This is a genomic window from Parasphingorhabdus pacifica (genome assembly GCF_054779195.1).
Genome location: NZ_BAAGYS010000007.1, coordinates 204311 through 222225, shown reverse-complemented (window position 1 = coordinate 222225; position 17915 = coordinate 204311). Strand labels below are relative to the sequence as shown.

At 67.1% G+C, this 17915-nt stretch carries 11 protein-coding genes and 2 tRNA genes; all 13 read left to right on the top strand.

Annotated features, from left to right (window positions below; all coding sequences use genetic code 11):
* The first annotated feature begins 545 nt into the window (after window positions 1–545).
* The 13 genes from dnaA to ACYVAN_RS10360 all read left to right on the top strand — a co-directional run bounded on the left by dnaA (window position 546) and on the right by ACYVAN_RS10360 (window position 17857).
* The gene (gene dnaA, locus ACYVAN_RS10420; RefSeq protein ID WP_460958202.1) at window positions 546–2960 is read left to right on the top strand and encodes a chromosomal replication initiator protein DnaA; all 2415 of its coding nucleotides are present in this window, start codon (window positions 546–548) and stop codon (window positions 2958–2960) included.
* Between the two features lie 1541 nt (window positions 2961–4501).
* The gene (gene dnaN, locus ACYVAN_RS10415) at window positions 4502–5626 is read left to right on the top strand and encodes a DNA polymerase III subunit beta (RefSeq protein WP_460958200.1); all 1125 of its coding nucleotides are present in this window, start codon (window positions 4502–4504) and stop codon (window positions 5624–5626) included.
* A 100-nt stretch (window positions 5627–5726) separates the two neighbouring features.
* On the top strand, window positions 5727–6614 hold the full coding sequence (gene gnd / locus ACYVAN_RS10410) for a phosphogluconate dehydrogenase (NAD(+)-dependent, decarboxylating) (protein ID WP_460958198.1): 888 nt from the start codon (window positions 5727–5729) through the stop codon (window positions 6612–6614).
* Between the two features lie 248 nt (window positions 6615–6862).
* Window positions 6863–8035 carry a DNA replication/repair protein RecF gene (gene recF / locus ACYVAN_RS10405; RefSeq protein WP_460958196.1) on the top strand — a complete coding sequence of 391 codons (1173 nt, stop codon included), beginning with the start codon at window positions 6863–6865 and terminating at the stop codon, window positions 8033–8035.
* 85 nt (window positions 8036–8120) lie between these two features.
* Window positions 8121–8687, top strand: a complete 567-nt coding sequence (locus tag ACYVAN_RS10400; protein ID WP_460958194.1) for a DciA family protein — start codon at window positions 8121–8123, stop codon at window positions 8685–8687.
* A gap of 361 nt (window positions 8688–9048) precedes the next feature.
* Complete coding sequence (gyrB, locus tag ACYVAN_RS10395; protein WP_460958192.1) at window positions 9049–11022, top strand: DNA topoisomerase (ATP-hydrolyzing) subunit B; 1974 nt, start codon at window positions 9049–9051, stop codon at window positions 11020–11022.
* A gap of 70 nt (window positions 11023–11092) precedes the next feature.
* Entirely contained in the window at window positions 11093–13591 is a 2499-nt protein-coding gene (gene gyrA / locus ACYVAN_RS10390) for a DNA gyrase subunit A (protein WP_460958190.1), read from the top strand.
* A 32-nt stretch (window positions 13592–13623) separates the two neighbouring features.
* Window positions 13624–14526, top strand: coding sequence for a DUF3566 domain-containing protein (locus tag ACYVAN_RS10385; protein ID WP_460958188.1), 903 nt, complete (start codon window positions 13624–13626; stop codon window positions 14524–14526).
* Between the two features lie 106 nt (window positions 14527–14632).
* Window positions 14633–14706 (top strand) — tRNA-Ile (locus tag ACYVAN_RS10380).
* Between the two features lie 65 nt (window positions 14707–14771).
* Window positions 14772–14891 carry a DLW-39 family protein gene (locus ACYVAN_RS10375; protein ID WP_460958186.1) on the top strand — a complete coding sequence of 40 codons (120 nt, stop codon included), beginning with the start codon at window positions 14772–14774 and terminating at the stop codon, window positions 14889–14891.
* A 95-nt stretch (window positions 14892–14986) separates the two neighbouring features.
* Window positions 14987–15059, top strand: a tRNA-Ala gene (locus ACYVAN_RS10370).
* A gap of 204 nt (window positions 15060–15263) precedes the next feature.
* A complete protein-coding gene (locus ACYVAN_RS10365) occupies window positions 15264–16376 on the top strand; it encodes an NAD(P)/FAD-dependent oxidoreductase (RefSeq protein WP_460958184.1) in 1113 nt (370 codons plus the stop codon).
* Window positions 16377–16567: 191 nt separating this feature from the next.
* Window positions 16568–17857: an MFS transporter gene (locus tag ACYVAN_RS10360; protein ID WP_460958182.1), complete on the top strand. Its 1290-nt coding sequence runs from the start codon at window positions 16568–16570 to the stop codon at window positions 17855–17857.
* Window positions 17858–17915: the final 58 nt, after the last annotated feature.

Genomic DNA, 17915 nt, shown 5'->3' with positions numbered 1-17915 from the left:
ACCGGGGTACCGGAGACCTCCGGTCAGCCTGCCACATTCACGATCACGGCGGGCCCACCGGCGTGCTCCGGCAATGCCCGGTCACCGGCCCGGACCGGCCCGCACCGCCATCACCTTACGCCGCCTCTGCGATACCGCCACTGTGAGACCGCCACCGGCACGCCGCGATTCACGTTTCGGCCTGCACCGGCCGGGCCACCTTGTAAGATCCAGTCCCGCGTTGTTAGCGTTCCCGTCTGCGTTCGAGCCCGGTTCGGGAGTCACCGGGTTGATCGGAGGGCCCAGAGCGCCAGGCACCGGTTCGTGTGGAGACGAGACCGGCCTGACACTCAGCCAAGAGGTACTGCGGGGCCCCAGGGGGGACTCCACGGCGCTCTGTCGTACCTTCATACACAGTTGTGGACAACTCTGTGGATAGCCGCACGGACGGCCGTTCTCCAGGGGTTGTACCTGATCACCCACGCCAACCTCACCACTGCGCGATCCAGTCGTGGTGTGGGGCCACCGCGCGGGTCACGTGCCAGCGAGGGGAGGGGAGCCCAGCGGTGTCCGACCACCAAGCCGATCTAGGTCGGATTTGGGAAGAGGTGGTGCACGAGCTGTCCTCGGGCACGTTGTCGCCTCAACAACGCGCGTGGATGCGCGTGACCCGACCGATCGGCCTGCTGGACGGGACCGCCCTGTTGGCAGCTCCCAGCGACTTCGCCAAAGAAGCGATCGAACGCGCGCTGCGGGACCCCATCACGGATGCGCTGTCCCGTCGACTCGGACGCAGCGTTTCGCTAGCCGTCAAGGTGGACACAGCGGTCCCCGCTCCGACTCGACCGGTCGCGGGTTCCCAAGGCAACGACTCGCGGCCGAACGGCGACACCGGTATCGCCTACGACGCCTCGCCCTACATCGCGACGTCACCGGCGAACCATGCGCAGTCCACCCGCCCGGACGTGTTCGCGGGCCCCGGGCCGTTCGTCGCCGACCCGGCCGACAGGGCAGACCCACCCGCGGAACGCCAGCGCACTACCTACGGAGCACCCGAGGAACAGCAGCGCGGCAACGGATACCCGGTCGAGCACCCGGTCGAGCACCCGGTCGAGCACCCGGTCGAGCACCCGGCCGACCACCCGGTCGAGCAACTGGATCACGCGTCCGAGCACGCCGCTTTCCTCCCCAAGCACTCCGCCTACGCCCCGGAGCACTCCGGCGAACATTCCGCTCCGTACCCGGCAGACGCCGAGTACGGAACCGCGGCCAGCTTCCCGTCGGGCGAGGAGTACCCGGGGCAGGAATATCCGGGGCAGGAATATCCGGAATCGCAGGGACAACCCGCTCCGGGCTATTCGGCACCTCACCAGCCGGTGTCCCAGCATCCGGTGTCCCAGGGGTACCCCGAGTATCCCGCCCCCTCGAACTACCCGGCCTCGAACTACCCGGCTCCGAACTACCGCCCTTCCGGGTACCCGGATCCCGAGTACCCGTCGAACGCCGACTTCGCGAGCACCACGGACGTGGCGGCCACCCTCGACTTCGCCAGCACGTCCGATTTCGCGGCTCCGTCGGACTACCGACCCGCCTCCGACTACGACTCCGCTCCGGAACGCCCGGGGAAACACCGCGCGGGCACCGAACTCCAGTTGCCCATAGGGCACGCCTCCGGTGCCGATCGCGCGCCGGACCACCCCGAGCGCCCCGTGGGTGATCCCGATGATTCGGATCGGACCCGCGAAGACGCTCCCCGGACGGCGCCGCAGGACTCCGGAGAAGGCGCGCCGAACGATTCCGACGACGAGGCCGAGGTCGTCGACGAGGAAGGCGACGCGCTCGACGCGGCCAACGAGATCTGGCCGACCTTCGGTCGCGGCGATTCCCCCGAACCCCAGCAGGGCCAGCCGTTCACCGCGCCCAAGCACGCACCGCCGACCTCGCAGACGCGGTTGAACGCGAAGTACACCTTCGACACGTTCGTCATCGGCGCGTCGAACCGGTTCGCGCACGCGGCAGCGGTCGCGGCGGCCGAAGCACCCGCACGGGCTTACAACCCGCTGTTCATCTGGGGCGAATCGGGGCTGGGCAAGACGCACCTGCTGCACGCGGTAGGCCATTACGCCCAGCGCCTCTTCCCGGGGATCCGCGTGCGCTACGTCTCCACCGAAGAGTTCACCAACGACTTCATCAACTCGCTGCGAGACGACCGGCAGGTCGCGTTCCAGCGCCGGTACCGTGATGTCGACGTGCTGCTGGTGGACGACATCCAGTTCCTGGAGGGCAAGGAAGGAACCCAGGAGGAGTTCTTCCACACCTTCAACACGCTGCACAACTCGAACAAGCAGATCGTGGTCTCGTCCGACCGGCCGCCCAAGGGATTGCGCACGTTGGAGGACCGGCTACGGACTCGCTTCGAGTGGGGCTTGATCACCGACATCCAGCCACCCGAGCTGGAGACCCGGATCGCGATTCTGCGCAAGAAGGCCGCGCAGGATCGGATGGCGGCACCCGCCGAGGTGCTGGAGTTCATCGCGGCTCGTATCGAGCGCAACATCCGCGAGTTGGAGGGTGCGCTGATCCGGGTGACCGCGTTCGCCTCGCTCAACCGGCAACCGGTGGACGTGCAGTTGGCCGAGATCGTCCTGCGGGACCTGATCCCCGATTCGGCCACCCCGGAGATCACCGCGCCCACCATCATGGGAGTGACCGCCGAGTTCTTCGGGGTCACGATCGACGACCTGTGCGGGCCGGGTAAGACGAAGGCGCTGTCCCAAGCGCGGCAGATAGCCATGTACCTGTGCCGGGAGCTGACAGACTCGTCGTTGCCGAAGATCGGCCAGAGCTTCGGCGGCCGCGACCACACCACGGTCATGTACGCGGACAAGAAGATCCGCAAGGAGATGGCCGAACGGCGCCGGGTCTACGACCAGGTGCAGGAACTCACCTCTCGGATCAAGCAGCAGTCCCGGTCGGCGTGAGGTTCCGCTCGCGGTGAGCCCGGTCCGGGCCGGTGGGGGTGCGTCCTCGGTCCGCCGACGATCTGCTCCGCCACGTGCGGTCGGGCCGGTTCCGGGCGCAGGCGCCCGCACACCGCGAGCACACCGGTATCGGCGGTGCTGTTCACCTGGGCACTCCGTTTCACGCACAGCCCCACTCACAGCCCGACGGGCCGGTCTACGAGCCCGACCGGAGTCGGGCGAACCTTTCTGCTGGGGCGCGACGATCCCGTCCCTCTCCTCCGAGAGAAATCCCGGCGCCGGTTCTCGCGTCCGGTAGGGCGGCCGAGGGCACCGCGGTGGCTCCCGGCCGTGCAGCTCGGCCCGGGGTTCCGCCCGCTGCACCTGCCCTGGGGCCCGCCCCGTGCGCTTGCCCTGTGCGCCTGCCCTGTGCGCCTGCCGGGTCGGGCACGGGCGGGTCAGGTGAGCACCGACCGCGAGGCCGACGGTGAGACCGACAGTGCCGACCCCACACCACTCCCGCGACCCGCTCGACCTTTCTGGCGCCCCGCACCGGCCTGATCGCAGGCCTTCCACAGAAACTTTCCGCATCGGTCGGGCCGTCGATGGGTCACACCGACCGTTAAACAACCGGACATTACGGCGTTATCGGACATTGAAAGCTCTGCCAGTACGCTTCCACGCCGGTCTCACTCCACCGAGGAGCGAACTTTTCTGTCGCGGAGAGTGGCCTTCGCCTCATGTCCCCAACAGAAAAACCGCCGCGGCGCCGAGATGTCCACAGGCGCGCTCTCCCCAAAGGTGACCAGCGGTTTTCCCCAATCCATCCACAGGCTGTGCACAGGTACGGTCCGGTTGACCACAAGCAGGCCCCCGGTTGCCCACAGGAACCCCACAATTTTGCCCACAACCTGATCGAGTGGGGAGGTCAACGGCCGCCACCTGGGGACAACCGGGGGGAAAACTGTGGACGCAGATGTGCACAACTGTGGATGGTTGTGGAAAAATCAGATCGAGCCTGAAGTTGTCCACCGATCGCTTGGACTATCCACCGATCACTCCCAGTGTCCGTCCACATGGCACCACGCGGTATGACCTGCGAGGACAACGGTTGTGCACAGTATCCACAGGACCTACTACTACGTCTGACTCTTCTTCTCTTTGAAGAAGAAAGAAAAAGAAAAGAAGGGGCGGTGGATAAGTGGACAACTCCGTCACGCAACGCTCCGGACAGCACGCTTCGAATGCCCGGACCCAGATGCGGGCCGCTCAGCGAACGCTCTACGGTGGAACTCCCGCCGATGCCAGTGGACCTCGATGTGGCCCGGCAGCCACGTGGGGCCAGCACCGGCCCGGTGCCGCGGCCGACCCGGTTCCGCAACCGACCAGGTTCCACAGCTGACCGGTGCAGGAAATCGAGCACGGGCAACCAGCACCAAGCACGAGCAAGATCGGCACCACGTGCCCGAGCCAGCACCTTTGCCAAGTCCGTACCCAAGAGCTTTCCGGCTCCGCCACCGTTCTCCGGCAGCCGTCCAGCGGCTGAACCCGAAAGGACACCCATGAAGATCCGCGTCGAACGTGACGGTCTCGCCGACGCCGTCGCCTGGGTCGCACGCAGCCTGCCGTCCCGTCCGCCGGTTCCGGTCCTGGGCGGGGTTCTGCTGGACGCAAGCTCAGGTGAAGCGCTGACCATTTCCGGCTTCGATTACGAAGTCTCGGCGCAGGTGACCATCGAGGCTTCGATCGATTCGACCGGGCGGACACTCGTCTCGGGCCGGTTGCTCGCCGACATCACCAAGGCGCTGCCGAATCGCCCGGTGGAGCTGACCGTCGATGGCACGAGGGTGACGATCACGTGCGGCAGCTCGCGGTTCAGCCTGCCGACCATGCCGGTCGAGGACTACCCGGAGCTGCCCACGATGCCCGAACACGCGGGGTCCATCCCCGGCGACGTGTTCAGCGAGGCCGTCGCCCAGGTCGCGATCGCCGCGGGCAAGGACGACACGCTGCCGATGCTCACCGGCGTGCGGATGGAGATCAACGACGATCAGCTGACCATGGTCGCGACCGACCGCTTCCGGCTCGCGATGCGGGAGTTCACCTGGGAACCCGGCAGTTCGATCACCGACACCTCCGTGCTCGTCCCCGCTCGCACGCTGGCGGAATCGGCCAAGACGCTGGGCAGCGGAGGCAACAAGGTCGAGGTTTCGCTGGCGTCGGGCGACGGGCTGCTCGGGTTGTCCGGCAACCGCCGCCGCAGCACCACCCGGCTGCTGGACGCGGAATTCCCCAAGTACCGCCAGCTGCTGCCCTCCGAGTGCGCGGCCACCGCGATCGTCGACGTGGCGCCGCTGGCCGATGCGATCAAGCGCGTCTCGTTGGTCGCCGAACGCGGAACCCAGGTACGGCTGGAATTCTCCGACGCGGGGCTGCGGCTGACCGCGGGCGGCGACGACGAAGGTAGCGCGGAGGAAGAACTCCCGGTCGAGCTCGCGGGCGAACCGCTGACGATCGCATTCAACCCCGCCTACCTGCTCGACGGGTTGAGCGCGTTGAAGACCGACCGGGCTCAGATGCTGTTCACCACATCCAATCGACCGGCATTGCTCAAGCCCGTCGGGGAAGATGGGGAAGTGGTGCCGGGATACCTCTACCTGCTGATGCCGGTTCGATTGCCGGGTTGATCGGTTCGCCCGCAGCGCACCCGTGACGGCCGAACGGCCCGGCACCTGAGCAGAAGCAGCTGTGAAACCCCGTAGAACACCGCGCGAAAGGGAAGATCCGGTGCAACTGGGACTTGTCGGTCTTGGCCGAATGGGCTTCAACATGCGTGAGCGATTGCGCGCGGCCGGCCACGAGGTCGTCGGATACGACCGCAACCCCGAGGTCAGCGACGTCGGGTCGATCGCCGAACTGGTGAACAAACTCGCGCCGGGCCGCGTGGTGTGGGTCATGGTTCCGCACGGGGACCCGACGCAGCAGACGATCGAGGAGCTCGCGGGCAAGCTCGACGCCGGAGATCTCGTGATCGAAGGCGGCAACTCGAAGTTCACCGATGACCAGGCCCACGCCGCCCAGCTGGCCGAGGACGGGATCAAGTACGTCGACGTCGGTGTGTCCGGCGGCGTGTGGGGCGCGACCAACGGGTACGGCCTGATGGCGGGCGGTGATGTCGAGGACATCGAGCGAGCGATGCCGATCTTCGACGCCCTGCGCCCGGAAGGCCCCCGCGACGAGGGCTTCGCGCACGCGGGGCCCGTGGGTGCGGGCCACTACGCCAAGATGGTGCACAACGGTATCGAGTACGGCCTGATGCAGGCGTACGCGGAGGGTTTCGAACTCCTCGCTGCCTCGGACGTCGTCACCGACGTGCCCGCGACGATCAAGGCATGGAGCCGCGGCACAGTAGTGCGTTCGTGGCTGCTGGACCTGCTGGTCAACGCGCTGGAAGAGGATCCCGAACTGGAACAGCTGCGGGGTTACGTCAGTGATTCCGGTGAGGGGCGCTGGACGGTGGAGGAATCGATCAACAACGCGGTTCCCACACCGGTGATCACGGCTTCGCTGTTCGCCCGGTTCGCTTCCCGGCAGGACGACTCGCCCGCCATGAAGGCGGTCGCTGCGCTGCGCAACCAGTTCGGCGGCCACACGGTGCACAAGAGCGAGGACTGACTCGGTCGGTGCTCGGCGGGTTCCGCTCGCCGAGCACCGGCATCGCGCTTCCGATACGGGCGAGCTCAGCCCGTTTCCCGGTGTTGGCGCACGGTGCGGTCGATTTGTCGACAAATCGACCGCACCGTCGGGCGAACCGTTCGAGCGGTCCCGTCCGCTGCGGATTCGCAGGTCGAGGACCGGATTCGAAGCGCATTCCGCACGGCTCCGCACGCCGTCTCCCTCCCCCCGAACTACGTTGGACCGCTGTGTACGTCCGCCATCTGCAAGTCACCGACTACCGGTCCTGGCCCCTCGCGGATATCGAGTTCGAGCCCGGCCCGACAGTGCTGGTCGGTGCGAACGGTCAGGGCAAGACCAACCTCGTCGAAGCCGTGGGTTACGTGGCCACGCTCGGTTCGCACCGGGTGTCCAGCGACGCGCCCCTGGTCCGAGAGGGGGCGCAGCGCGCGTTCGTGCGGGCCGCGGTGGTCAACGGCGGTCGCGAGCTGCTGGTCGAGCTGGAGATCACGCCGGGCAAGGCGAACCGGGCCAGGGTGAACCGGGGCGCGGCGAGCAGGCCGCGCGACGTGCTGGGCGTCCTGCGCACGGTGTTGTTCGCGCCGGAGGACCTGGCGATCGTGCGGGGAGACCCCGGTGAGCGACGTCGATTCATGGACGAGCTGCTGGTCGCTCGCGCACCGAAGTACGCCGGTGTGCGCAGTGACTACGAGCGGGTGTTGAAGCAGCGCAGTGCGCTGTTGAAATCGGCGAACGTCGCGCGGAAGGGACCCGGTGCCGCGGATCTGGGCACGCTGGAGGTGTGGGACGGACACCTGGCTCGGCACGGGGCCCAACTCCTGGCGGGCAGGTTGAACGCCGTCGCGGATCTGTCCCCGCACGTGACCAGTGCTTATGCCAGCGTCGCGGCGACGGGAGACAGCACCCCGGCGGGCCGGGTGGCCGATGTGCGTTATCGCAGCAGCCTCGGTGATGCGTTGCCCGACGGCTACGGCCGGCCGGACGGGCCGCGTGCCGATGCCGAGGTGCTGGAGTCCGCGTTGCTCGCGGAGCTGGAACGGATGCGTCCGCAGGAAATCGAGCGGGGCGTGTCGTTGGTGGGACCGCATCGGGACGATCTCGAACTGGTGTTGGGGGAGCTCCCCGCGAAGGGCTACGCGAGCCACGGCGAATCGTGGTCGTTCGTGCTGGCGTTGCGCCTGGCTTCCTACCACCTGCTGACCGAGGATGGCGCGGAACCGGTGCTGATCCTCGACGACGTGTTCGCCGAGCTCGACCGCCGTCGTCGGTCGAGGCTGGCCGAGCTGGTCGCCGGGGCCGAGCAGGTACTGGTCACCGCGGCGGTGGCCGAGGACGTGCCGGAGGAGCTCAAGGGCGTCCGGCTCGATGTGCGGGAAGGGGAGGTCCTCCGTGTCGAGTGAGTCGGGTGGTCCGGAGCGAGCTGCCGACCCGTCACGATATGTGACCGGGGTCTCAGGAAAGATCCCCACATCTGGGGATAACCCTGTGGATCCTGTGGATAACTCTTCGACAACCGCGGACCTGAACTCCGGTGCCGTGGGGTCGGACGGTGCCGTGCTGCGCGGCCCGGACTTGGCCAGGGCAGCGCTCAAGGCGGCCAAGGAACAGTCGGGATCACGCCGTGCGAAACCCGGCCGCGGTCGGGTCGGTGCAGGTCAACGGCGACGTCGCGGTTGGTCCGGGCCAGGTGTTGATGATCGCGACCCGCAGCCGTTGGGGCGACTGGCCGCCCGGATCGCCAGTCAGCGCGGTTGGACCGACCAGCTTTCCAGCGGACATGTGTTCAGCCGGTGGACGACGCTTGTCGGTGGGGACATCGCCGAGCACACGACGCCGGTCGCGTTGAAGGACGGTGAGCTCACCGTCCAGGCGGAGTCGACGGCATGGGCGACCCAGTTGCGGTTGTTGCAACGTCAGATCATCAAGCGGATCGCCGACGGTGTCGGCAACGACGTGGTCCGTCGAATCAAGGTGCAGGGGCCTGCCGCCCCGAGCTGGCGGCACGGGCCCAGGCACGTCGCTGGTCGAGGCCCCAGGGACACCTACGGCTAGCCTCGGCTCCGATCGCCGCTCGAAGCGATCCGGAGCCGCTTTTGCCTCTCGAATGGTGTCCCGGATCGATTTCATGGCTCTGTGAGCAAGTCAGGGGTGTCCTTGCCCCGCTTCTGACGGGGGCGACCAGTAGAATCGCGTGAAGGGGTGCGGCACAGGTGGCCGAACTCCGGCGATCCGGCAGGCGGGGACAGCCGTCGAGGCGAGGTCGCGTCGGGGTGCGCACCCGTCGGCGCCGTTGAACGAGGCGTTCGGAGAATCTGCGCGAAGCACCCGCAGTGGCCCGGTCCCGCCACAGCGTGCGCGGGTTCGCCCATTTCCGGACCACCAGAGACACAGAGTCGAGGAGACACCGAGGCCCGTGGCATCGAAGAAGAACGAATACAGCGCTTCCTCCATCACCGTTCTCGAAGGCCTGGAGGCCGTTCGCAAGCGCCCCGGCATGTACATCGGTTCGACCGGGGAACGCGGCCTGCACCACTTGGTGTGGGAGGTCGTGGACAACTCGATCGACGAGGCGATGGCCGGGTACGCCAGCAAGGTCGAGGTGACCTTGCAGGCCGACGGCGGCGTGCGCGTCAGCGATGACGGCCGCGGCATCCCGGTCGACAACCACCCGGTGGAGAAGAAGCCCACCCTGGAGGTCGTGCTGACCGTCCTGCACGCGGGTGGCAAGTTCGGCGGTGACTCGTACGCGGTCTCGGGTGGTCTGCACGGCGTCGGCGTCTCGGTGGTCAACGCGCTGTCGGCGACGCTGGAAGCCGAGATCTGCCGGGACGGCACCGTGTGGCGCCAGCGCTACGAGGACTCCAAGCCCGTGCATTCCCTGGAGAAGGGTGAGGCCACCAAGAAGTCCGGCACCAGCATCACCTTCTGGGCCGACCCGAAGGTCTTCGAGACCACTCGCTACAACGCGGAGACCGTGGCCCGCCGCCTGCAGGAGATGGCCTTCCTGAACAAGGGGCTGACGATCGTCATGCGTGACGAGCGGGCCGCCGAGGAGGATGAAGCCGGGGCGGATGCCTCGGGTGCGACGGCACGCGCCCAGGAACGGGTCTTCCAATACCCGGGCGGTCTCGAGGACTTCGTCAAGCACATCAACGCGACCAAGGAGCCGATTCACCGGAAGCCGGTCGCGTTCACCACCTCCGGAAGCGGTCTCGAACTCGAGGTCGCGATGCAGTGGAACTCCGGCTTCAACCAGTCGGTCTACACCTTCGCGAACACGATCAACACGCACGAGGGCGGCACCCACGAGGAGGGCTTCCGCGCGGCCTTGACCAGGGTCGTCAACTCCTACGCCAAGGACAAGAAGCTCCTCAAGGACAAGGACGGCAGCCTCACCGGCGACGATGTCCGCGAGGGGCTCGCCGCGATCGTGTCGGTCAAGGTCGCCGAGCCGCAGTTCGAGGGCCAGACCAAGACGAAGCTGGGCAACACCGAGGTCAAGTCGTTCGTCCAGACCGCCGCCTTCGAGTGGCTCAACGACTGGTTCGACCGCAACCCGGCCGATGCGAAGAACATCATCAACAAGGCGGTGGGCTCGGCCCAGGCGCGGATGGCGGCTCGGCGCGCCAAGGAACTGGTGCGCCGCAAGAGCGCGATGGACATCGGTGGCCTGCCCGGCAAGCTGAAGGACTGCCAGTCCAACAGCCCCGACGAGTGCGAGCTCTACATCGTCGAGGGCGACTCGGCGGGCGGCTCGGCCAAGGAAGGCCGGGAATCCCGCTACCAGGCGATCCTCCCGCTGCGGGGCAAGATCATCAACGTCGAGAAGTCCCGGATCGACAAGGTCCTCAAGAACAACGAGGTCCAGGCGATCATCACCGCGCTGGGTACCGGTATCCACGACGAGTTCGACCTCTCGAAGCTGCGGTACCACAAGATCGTGCTGATGGCCGACGCCGATGTCGACGGCAAGCACATCCAGACGCTGCTGCTGACCCTGCTGTTCCGGTTCATGCGGCCGCTGATCGAGAACGGTCACGTGTTCCTGGCCCGGCCGCCGCTGTACAAGATCAAGTGGCCGCGCGCCGAAGCGGAGTACGCCTACACCGACCGCGAGCGGGACGCGCTGCTCGAGCAGGGGGCGGCCCAGGGCAAAAAGGTCCCCAAGGACGACGGAATCCAGCGCTACAAGGGTCTCGGCGAGATGGACGCCCCTGAGCTGTGGGAGACGACCATGGACCCGGCGACCCGCCTGTTGATGCAGGTCACCCTGGACGACGCCGCCACCGCCGACGAGCTGTTCAGCGTCCTGATGGGCGAGGACGTCGAGTCGCGGCGCTCGTTCATCACCCGCAACGCCAGGGACGTCCGCTTCCTCGACGTCTGAGCCGCGCGCGACCCCAACACACCCTCGTTGAGTCGGCACGGTCGGCTCAACTCGAACGAGAAGGACGGGCATGACCGAAACCCTGCCCCCGGAAGGCGATCGGGTCGAACCGGTCGACATCCAGCAGGAGATGCAGCGCTCCTACATCGACTACGCGATGAGCGTCATCGTCGCCCGTGCGCTGCCGGACGTGCGGGACGGGCTGAAGCCGGTGCACCGGCGCGTGCTCTACGCGATGTACGACGCCGGCTTCCGGCCGGACCGCGCCCGGGTGAAGTGCTCGCGCGTCGTCGGCGAGGTGATGGGTAACTACCACCCGCACGGTGACGCGTCGATCTACGACACGCTCGTGCGCCTGGCCCAGCCGTGGGCGATGCGCCACCCGCTGGTTGACGGCCAGGGCAACTTCGGCTCGCCGGGCAACGACCCGGCCGCGGCCATGAGGTACACGGAGTCCCGCTTGGACCCGTTGGCGACGCACATGCTCGCCGACATCGAAGAGGACACCGTCGACTTCTCCGACAACTACGACGGCCGGACCCAGGAACCGGACGTCCTCCCGTCTAGGATCCCGAACCTGCTGGTCAACGGTGGCGGCGGGATCGCGGTCGGGATGGCGACGAACATCCCGCCGCACAACCTGCGGGAAGTGGCCGACGGTGTCGTCTGGGCGTTGGAGAACCCGGACTGCACGGACGACGAACTGCTCGAAGCGATGATCGAGCGGATCAAGGGGCCGGACTTCCCGACCCACGGCCTGATCATGGGTGCGAACTCGATCGCCGACGCCTACCGAACCGGCCGGGGATCCATCCGGATGCGGTCGGTGGTCAACGTCGAGGAGGACGCCAAGGGGCGGACCTCGCTGGTGGTCACGGAGCTGCCGTACCAGGTGAACCCGGACAACCTCATCGAGAGCATCGCGACGATGCACCGGGACGGCAAGATCTCCGGTATCTCGGACATCGCCGACGAGTCGAACAGTCGTCGGGGCATGCGGATCGTCTTCACGCTGAAGCGGGACGCGATCCCGAAGGTCGTGCTCAACAACCTCTACAAGCACACCCAGCTGCAGACCACCTTCGGGATGAACATGCTGGCCCTGGTCGAGGGCGTGCCGCGCACGCTGCGGCTGGACCAGGTCATCCGGTACTACGTCAAGCACCAGATCGAGGTCATCGTCCGGCGCACCCGCTACCGGTTGCGCAAGGCCGAGGAGCGGGCCCACGTGCTGCGCGGTCTGGTCAAGGCGCTGGATGCGCTCGACGAGGTCATCGCGCTGATCCGTCGCTCGCCGACGGTCGACGACGCCCGGTCGGGATTGATCGAGCTACTCGAGGTCGACGAGATCCAGGCGAACGCGATCCTGGAGATGCAGCTGCGCAGGCTCGCCGCCCTGGAACGGCAGAAGATCGTCGACCAGCTCGCCGAGATCGAACGCGAGATCGAGGACCTCAAGGACATCCTGGACAAGCCCGAGCGGCAGCGCCGGATCGTCCGCGACGAGCTGATGGCCATCGTCGACAAGCACGGCGACGACCGCCGGACGAGGATCGTGCCGTTCGAGGGCGAGGTCTCGATGGAGGACCTCATCGCGGACGAGGACGTCGTCGTGACGATCACTCGTACGGGCTACGCGAAGCGAACTCGCACCGACCTGTACCGCGCGCAGAAGCGCGGCGGCAAGGGCGTGCAGGGGGCGCAGCTCAAGCAGGACGACATCGTCTCGCACTTCTTCGTGTGCTCGACCCACGACTGGATGTTGTTCTTCACCAACAAGGGACGGGTGTACCGGGCGAAGGCCTACGACCTGCCGGAGGCGAACCGGACCGCGCGCGGTCAGCACGTGGCGAACCTGCTCGCCTTCCAGCCGGACGAGCACATCGCGCAGGTCATGCAGATCAAGGACTACACCGCCGCCCCGTACTTGGTGCTCGCCACCAAGAGCGGAATGGTGAAGAAGTCTCGTCTCACGGACTTCGACTCCAATCGTTCGGGTGGTCTCATCGGCATCAACCTGAAGGATTCCGACGAACTCGTCGGAGCTGTGTTGTGCTCGGCGGATGACGACTTGCTCCTCGTTTCGGCCGAGGGCCAATCGATCCGGTTCCACGCGACCGACGACGCGCTGCGCCCGATGGGCCGTGCCACCTCCGGTGTTCAGGGCATGCGCTTCAACTCGGGCGACGAGCTCCTCTCGATGGGCGTCGTCCGCCCCGATCGCTACGTGCTGGTGGCCACCGACGGCGGCTATGCGAAGCGCACCCCGATCGAGGACTATCCGGTCCAGGGTCGGGGCGGTAAGGGCGTGCTGACCATTCAGCAGGACAACAAGCGTGGCAGGCTGGTCGGTGCGCTCATCGTCGAGATCGACGACGAGCTCTACGCGATCACCTCCACCGGCGGCATCATCAGGACGACCGCCAAGGAGGTCCGCAAGGCAGGCAGGCAGACCAAGGGCGTCCGCCTGATGAACCTGGGTGATGGGCCATCGGTGGTGGCCGTCGCGCGCAACGCCGATGAAGCCGGCAACCCGGATGCAGCCGGACCGGAACAGCAGCAGAAGTAGCCACAGGCCGACGATCAATTGAAGGATCGCTCGTGACACCTTCCGACAAGCCGGAGCGCTCGGATTCGTCTCCGCAGCAGCAGGAAGCGAACCAGGCCTCGGTCATGACCGAATCGACCGAGGACAGCACCGACACCCGGTCGGCCGACACGTCGGCCGCCGACGGAAACGGAGAATCGGAGGCCGACACGACGACCAGTGCGTCGTCGGCCTCCGACGGGGACGACACCGCTCAAGCCGAGGCTCCTCCGCCCTGGCAGCGGACCGCCGTCACGACCGATGGCGAGTCCCCGTCGACTCCGCAGGGCAGCACCGACCCGGCATCCTCGTCGAGTACCCGGGTCTCGGGTGCTCAATCCGTGGGCGCCCAGTACCCGGGTGCGGAGTCCGAGAGACAGTCCCCGGCCGACGCCGAGCAGACCCAGACGATTCCGAAGCAGGGCCAGGATGCGGAGACGGTCCGCACGGAGCTGCCCAAGCAGCCGTCGGGCCAGGACGGCCGGGTGAACTTCGGGCTGGGCGCGCGTTCCGGTGCCTCGGGGTCCGCGACCACCGGACGCCGACCCAGCCGGGGGCCGCGCCGGGCCAGCCTGCAGATCAAACGGCTGGACCCGTGGTCGGTTCTGAAGCTCGCACTGGTGCTCAGCGTGGCGTTGTTCTTCGTGTGGATGATCGCTGTCGCGGTCCTCTACGGAGTGCTGGACGGCATGGGCGTCTGGGATCAGCTCAACGGCACGTTCAGTGATCTGACCCAACCCCAGAACACGGCCAGTGACCCGATCATCAGTGCGGGTCGGGTGTTCGGCGTTGCTTCGATCGTGGGTGCGATCAACATCGTGTTGTTCACCGCGCTGGCGACGGTCGCCGCGTTCATCTACAACGTGGCAGCCGACTTCGCCGGTGGTGTCGAGGTCACGCTCTCCGAGCGCGAGTGATCCCTCGGTGGTGATCGGCCCCGGCACGGAGTCGATCACCACCGGAGGCCACCCCCGTTTCGGGACGGCGGTCAGGTCCATGTAGTATTTGAGTCACCGCAGCAACGGGCCTATAGCTCAGACGGTTAGAGCGCTTCGCTGATAACGAAGAGGTCGAAGGTTCAAGTCCTTCTAGGCCCACAATCCCGTACGATTAATCTGAACGTGTGCACACGGGATCCAGCCGTGCTAGGAGGCGACCGGAAGTGAAGAAGCTGCTTGCACTCACTGTAGTTGCTGGTGCCGTTCTGTTTGTCGTCCGGCGTAATCGCGCTGCCAAGGCGGAAGCCGACCTTTGGCGCGAGGCGACCGCAGGCGAGATCTGAGCCGGACCAGGCTTTCCGCTCAATTGTGAGGGCGGAGCGATGACCGGCTTCGTCGTCGGCCGAGAAGGCCGGTGCGATGTCGCCGGCATCGAGCCGGGGACGTAGCTCAATTGGCAGAGCACCGCCTTTGCAAGGCGGGGGTTAGGGGTTCGATTCCCCTCGTCTCCACCCTGAAAGACCAGGTCACACGGCCTGGTCTTTTTTTGTGTCCACCTGGTTCTTCCTCGTACCCGCCAACTCTCCGCGCCCGGTGATTGCCGCAGCGCGCTCGGCGCCTTCCCCGGCGAACCGCGCTGCTCCGCGCCGCCGGTCACGTTCCGGAACGCTGCCTCGTCAGGTTGGTGACATGCACGGGCGAAGAGGAGGAAGGCCATGAGTCCGAGGGTCGTCATCATCGGAGCGGGCTATGCAGGGGTGAGTGTTGCCAAGAGGCTTGCCCGGAGTACACCGCAAGTTACGATCGTCAACCCACGCGCCGACTTCGTCGAGCGCATTCGCCTGCACCAGCTGCTGGCGGGCAATCATCCCGCGACGGTGCCGCTCCCGTCGCTGCTGCCGCGATCGACCACCCTCGTCCGGGACTCGGCCACGAGAATCGATGCCGAGGACCACGTGGTGACGCTCGCGGGCGGTGAGTCCCTCGAGTTCGACCACCTCGTCTACGCGGTCGGAAGCCGCACCGGACTCGACCGGATTCCGGGAGCGCGCGAACACGCGGTGACCGTCGGAGACCTCGAGAGCACGGCCACCGCGCGGGAACGATTCCGCCGCCTGCCCGACGGCGCGCCGATCACGATCATCGGCGGAGGGCCGAGCGGTGTGGAAGTCGCGTCCGAACTCGCCGAGCTCGGTAACCGGAGCGTTCGGTTGGTGACTGATGAACCGATCGCCCGCGGAGTGAGCGACAAGGGACGCCGCTACATCCGGCGCCGCCTCACCGCACTGGGGGTCGGGCTCATCGAGAACACCGCGGTCACCGAGATCCGAGCGGACAAAGTGCTGTTGGAGGACGGCCGGACCCTCGCCAGCGACTTGTCCGTCGCGACGACGACGTTCGAGGTGCCTGCTCTGGCTCGCGACAGCGGTTTGAACGTCGACGTCGACGGCGCGCTCGAACTGCACCCATCTCTGATCAGCACGAGCGTCCCCGCGATCGTCGGTGCGGGCGACGCTTCGCGGATCCGCACCCATTCGTTGCGGATGAGCTGTCAGGCCGCGATCCCGCTCGGCACACATGCTGCGGAAACCGTCCTGCACCTGATCAACCGAACAGTTCCCGCGCCGGTGCGTCCCAAGTTCGTCAGCCAGTGCATCAGTCTGGGGCGGCGATCAGCGTTGTGGCAGCGAACCGATTTCGCGGACCGGCCGACCACGGCGACCGTGACCGGGCGGTCCGGCGCGCTGCTCAAGGAACTGATCTGCAGCGGAACCACCCGATTCGTCCTGAATCCCAGGTTCGGGCGGCTCACCTATGGCTGGTCCTGAGCACCGAGCCCATCGAGCTGCCGGGCACTACGGAACCGCGTACCGGAACTGCAACGGCTTCCACTGAGCAGAAGCGAAGCCATCGGGGTGGCGACCTAGCGCGTGCACGATTCTCCGGCAACGCGCAGTCGCGCTGCGGCCGCGAAATTTCGTGTCCACCGGCACGACCCGATGACTCCAACGGAGGTGTCATGTCGACCCGTGAAGCCGTCTCCCGGCACAACAGATGGGTTCTGCCGCTGTGCTGGGCCGCTGTGCTGCTGGACGGATTCGATCTGGTGGTGCTCGGCAGCGTGCTGCCGGTCCTGCTGGACGAGGGCCAGTGGGGAATCACTCCGGCCAGTGCTTCGGTGGCATCCACGGCCGGCTTGGTCGGTATGACGATCGGGGCGCTGGCGATCGGCACCGTCACGGATGTCATCGGCCGCCGCAAGGCGCTGATCTTCGCGGTGGCGAGCTTCTCGCTGCTGACCGCGTTGTGCGCGGTGGCGCCGTCGCTGCTGGTGTTCGGCGTGCTGCGCTTCTTGGCGGGGCTCGGCCTGGGCGGTTGCCTGCCGACTGCGATCGCACTGGTCAACGAGTTCGCCAAGCCGGGCCGGAATGGCAGCGCCACCACCACGATCATGACCGGTTACCACGTCGGTGCGGTGCTGACCGCGCTGCTCGGGATCGTGGTGCTGTCCTCGCTCGGCTGGCAGAGCATGTTCGTGCTGGGGGGCCTTCCGGCGCTGGTGCTGGTGCCGCTGATGGTGCGCTACCTGCCGGAATCGGTGTCCTTCCTGAACGCCGGCACCGCCGATCGCAATCTCAGTGGTGGTCTCCGCACGGTCGCCTCGTTGTTCCGCGGTGGCCTCACGCGTTCCACCCTGGCGTTCTGGGTGACCTCGTTCATGGGGTTGCTGCTGGTCTACGGCCTCAACACCTGGCTGCCGGAGATCATGCGGGCGGCAGGCTACCCGCTGGGCACGGCGTTGGGGTTGCTGCTGACGCTGAACGTCGGTGCGGTAATCGGTTTGGTGGTCGCCGGTGCGGTCGCCGACCGGGTCGGGGTGCGCCCGGCGGCCCTCGGCTGGTTCACCGCCTCCGCGATCGCGTTGGCGCTGTTGAGCATCAAGCTGCCCGGCATCGGGGTGTACGTCGCGGTGCTGATCGCCGGGTGCTTCGTGTTCAGCTCCCAGGTGCTGGTCTACGCCTACATCGGCCGCGTGTATTCGGCGAGCAACCGGGCCACCGGGCTGGGTTGGTCGGCAGGCGTCGGCCGGATCGGTGCGATCTGCGGCCCGCTGCTGGGTGGCGCGATGCTCAGCGCGGGCGTCGCCCACCCGTGGGGCTTTTACGCGTTCGCCGTGATCGGAGCGCTGGGCGTGCTCGGCGTGGCGGCCGTACGGCACCCTGCCGAGGGAGACCCTGGCGAGAAGGATCCTGGCGAGATGGACGAAGCGGCGACCTCGAATCCGGAGCACGAATCCCGGCGAGTCTGAACCCCGGTGAGTCTGAACCCCGGCGAGCCGGGGACCGCGAATCGATGTTCGGCACCGA

Coding starts and splice junctions, on each gene's coding strand:
- dnaN (WP_460958200.1), top strand. CDS start 4,502: ATGAAGATCCGCGTCGAACGTGACGGTCTCGCCGACGCCGTCGCCTGG.
- gyrA (WP_460958190.1), top strand. CDS start 11,093: ATGACCGAAACCCTGCCCCCGGAAGGCGATCGGGTCGAACCGGTCGAC.
- ACYVAN_RS10365 (WP_460958184.1), top strand. CDS start 15,264: ATGAGTCCGAGGGTCGTCATCATCGGAGCGGGCTATGCAGGGGTGAGT.
- ACYVAN_RS10360 (WP_460958182.1), top strand. CDS start 16,568: ATGTCGACCCGTGAAGCCGTCTCCCGGCACAACAGATGGGTTCTGCCG.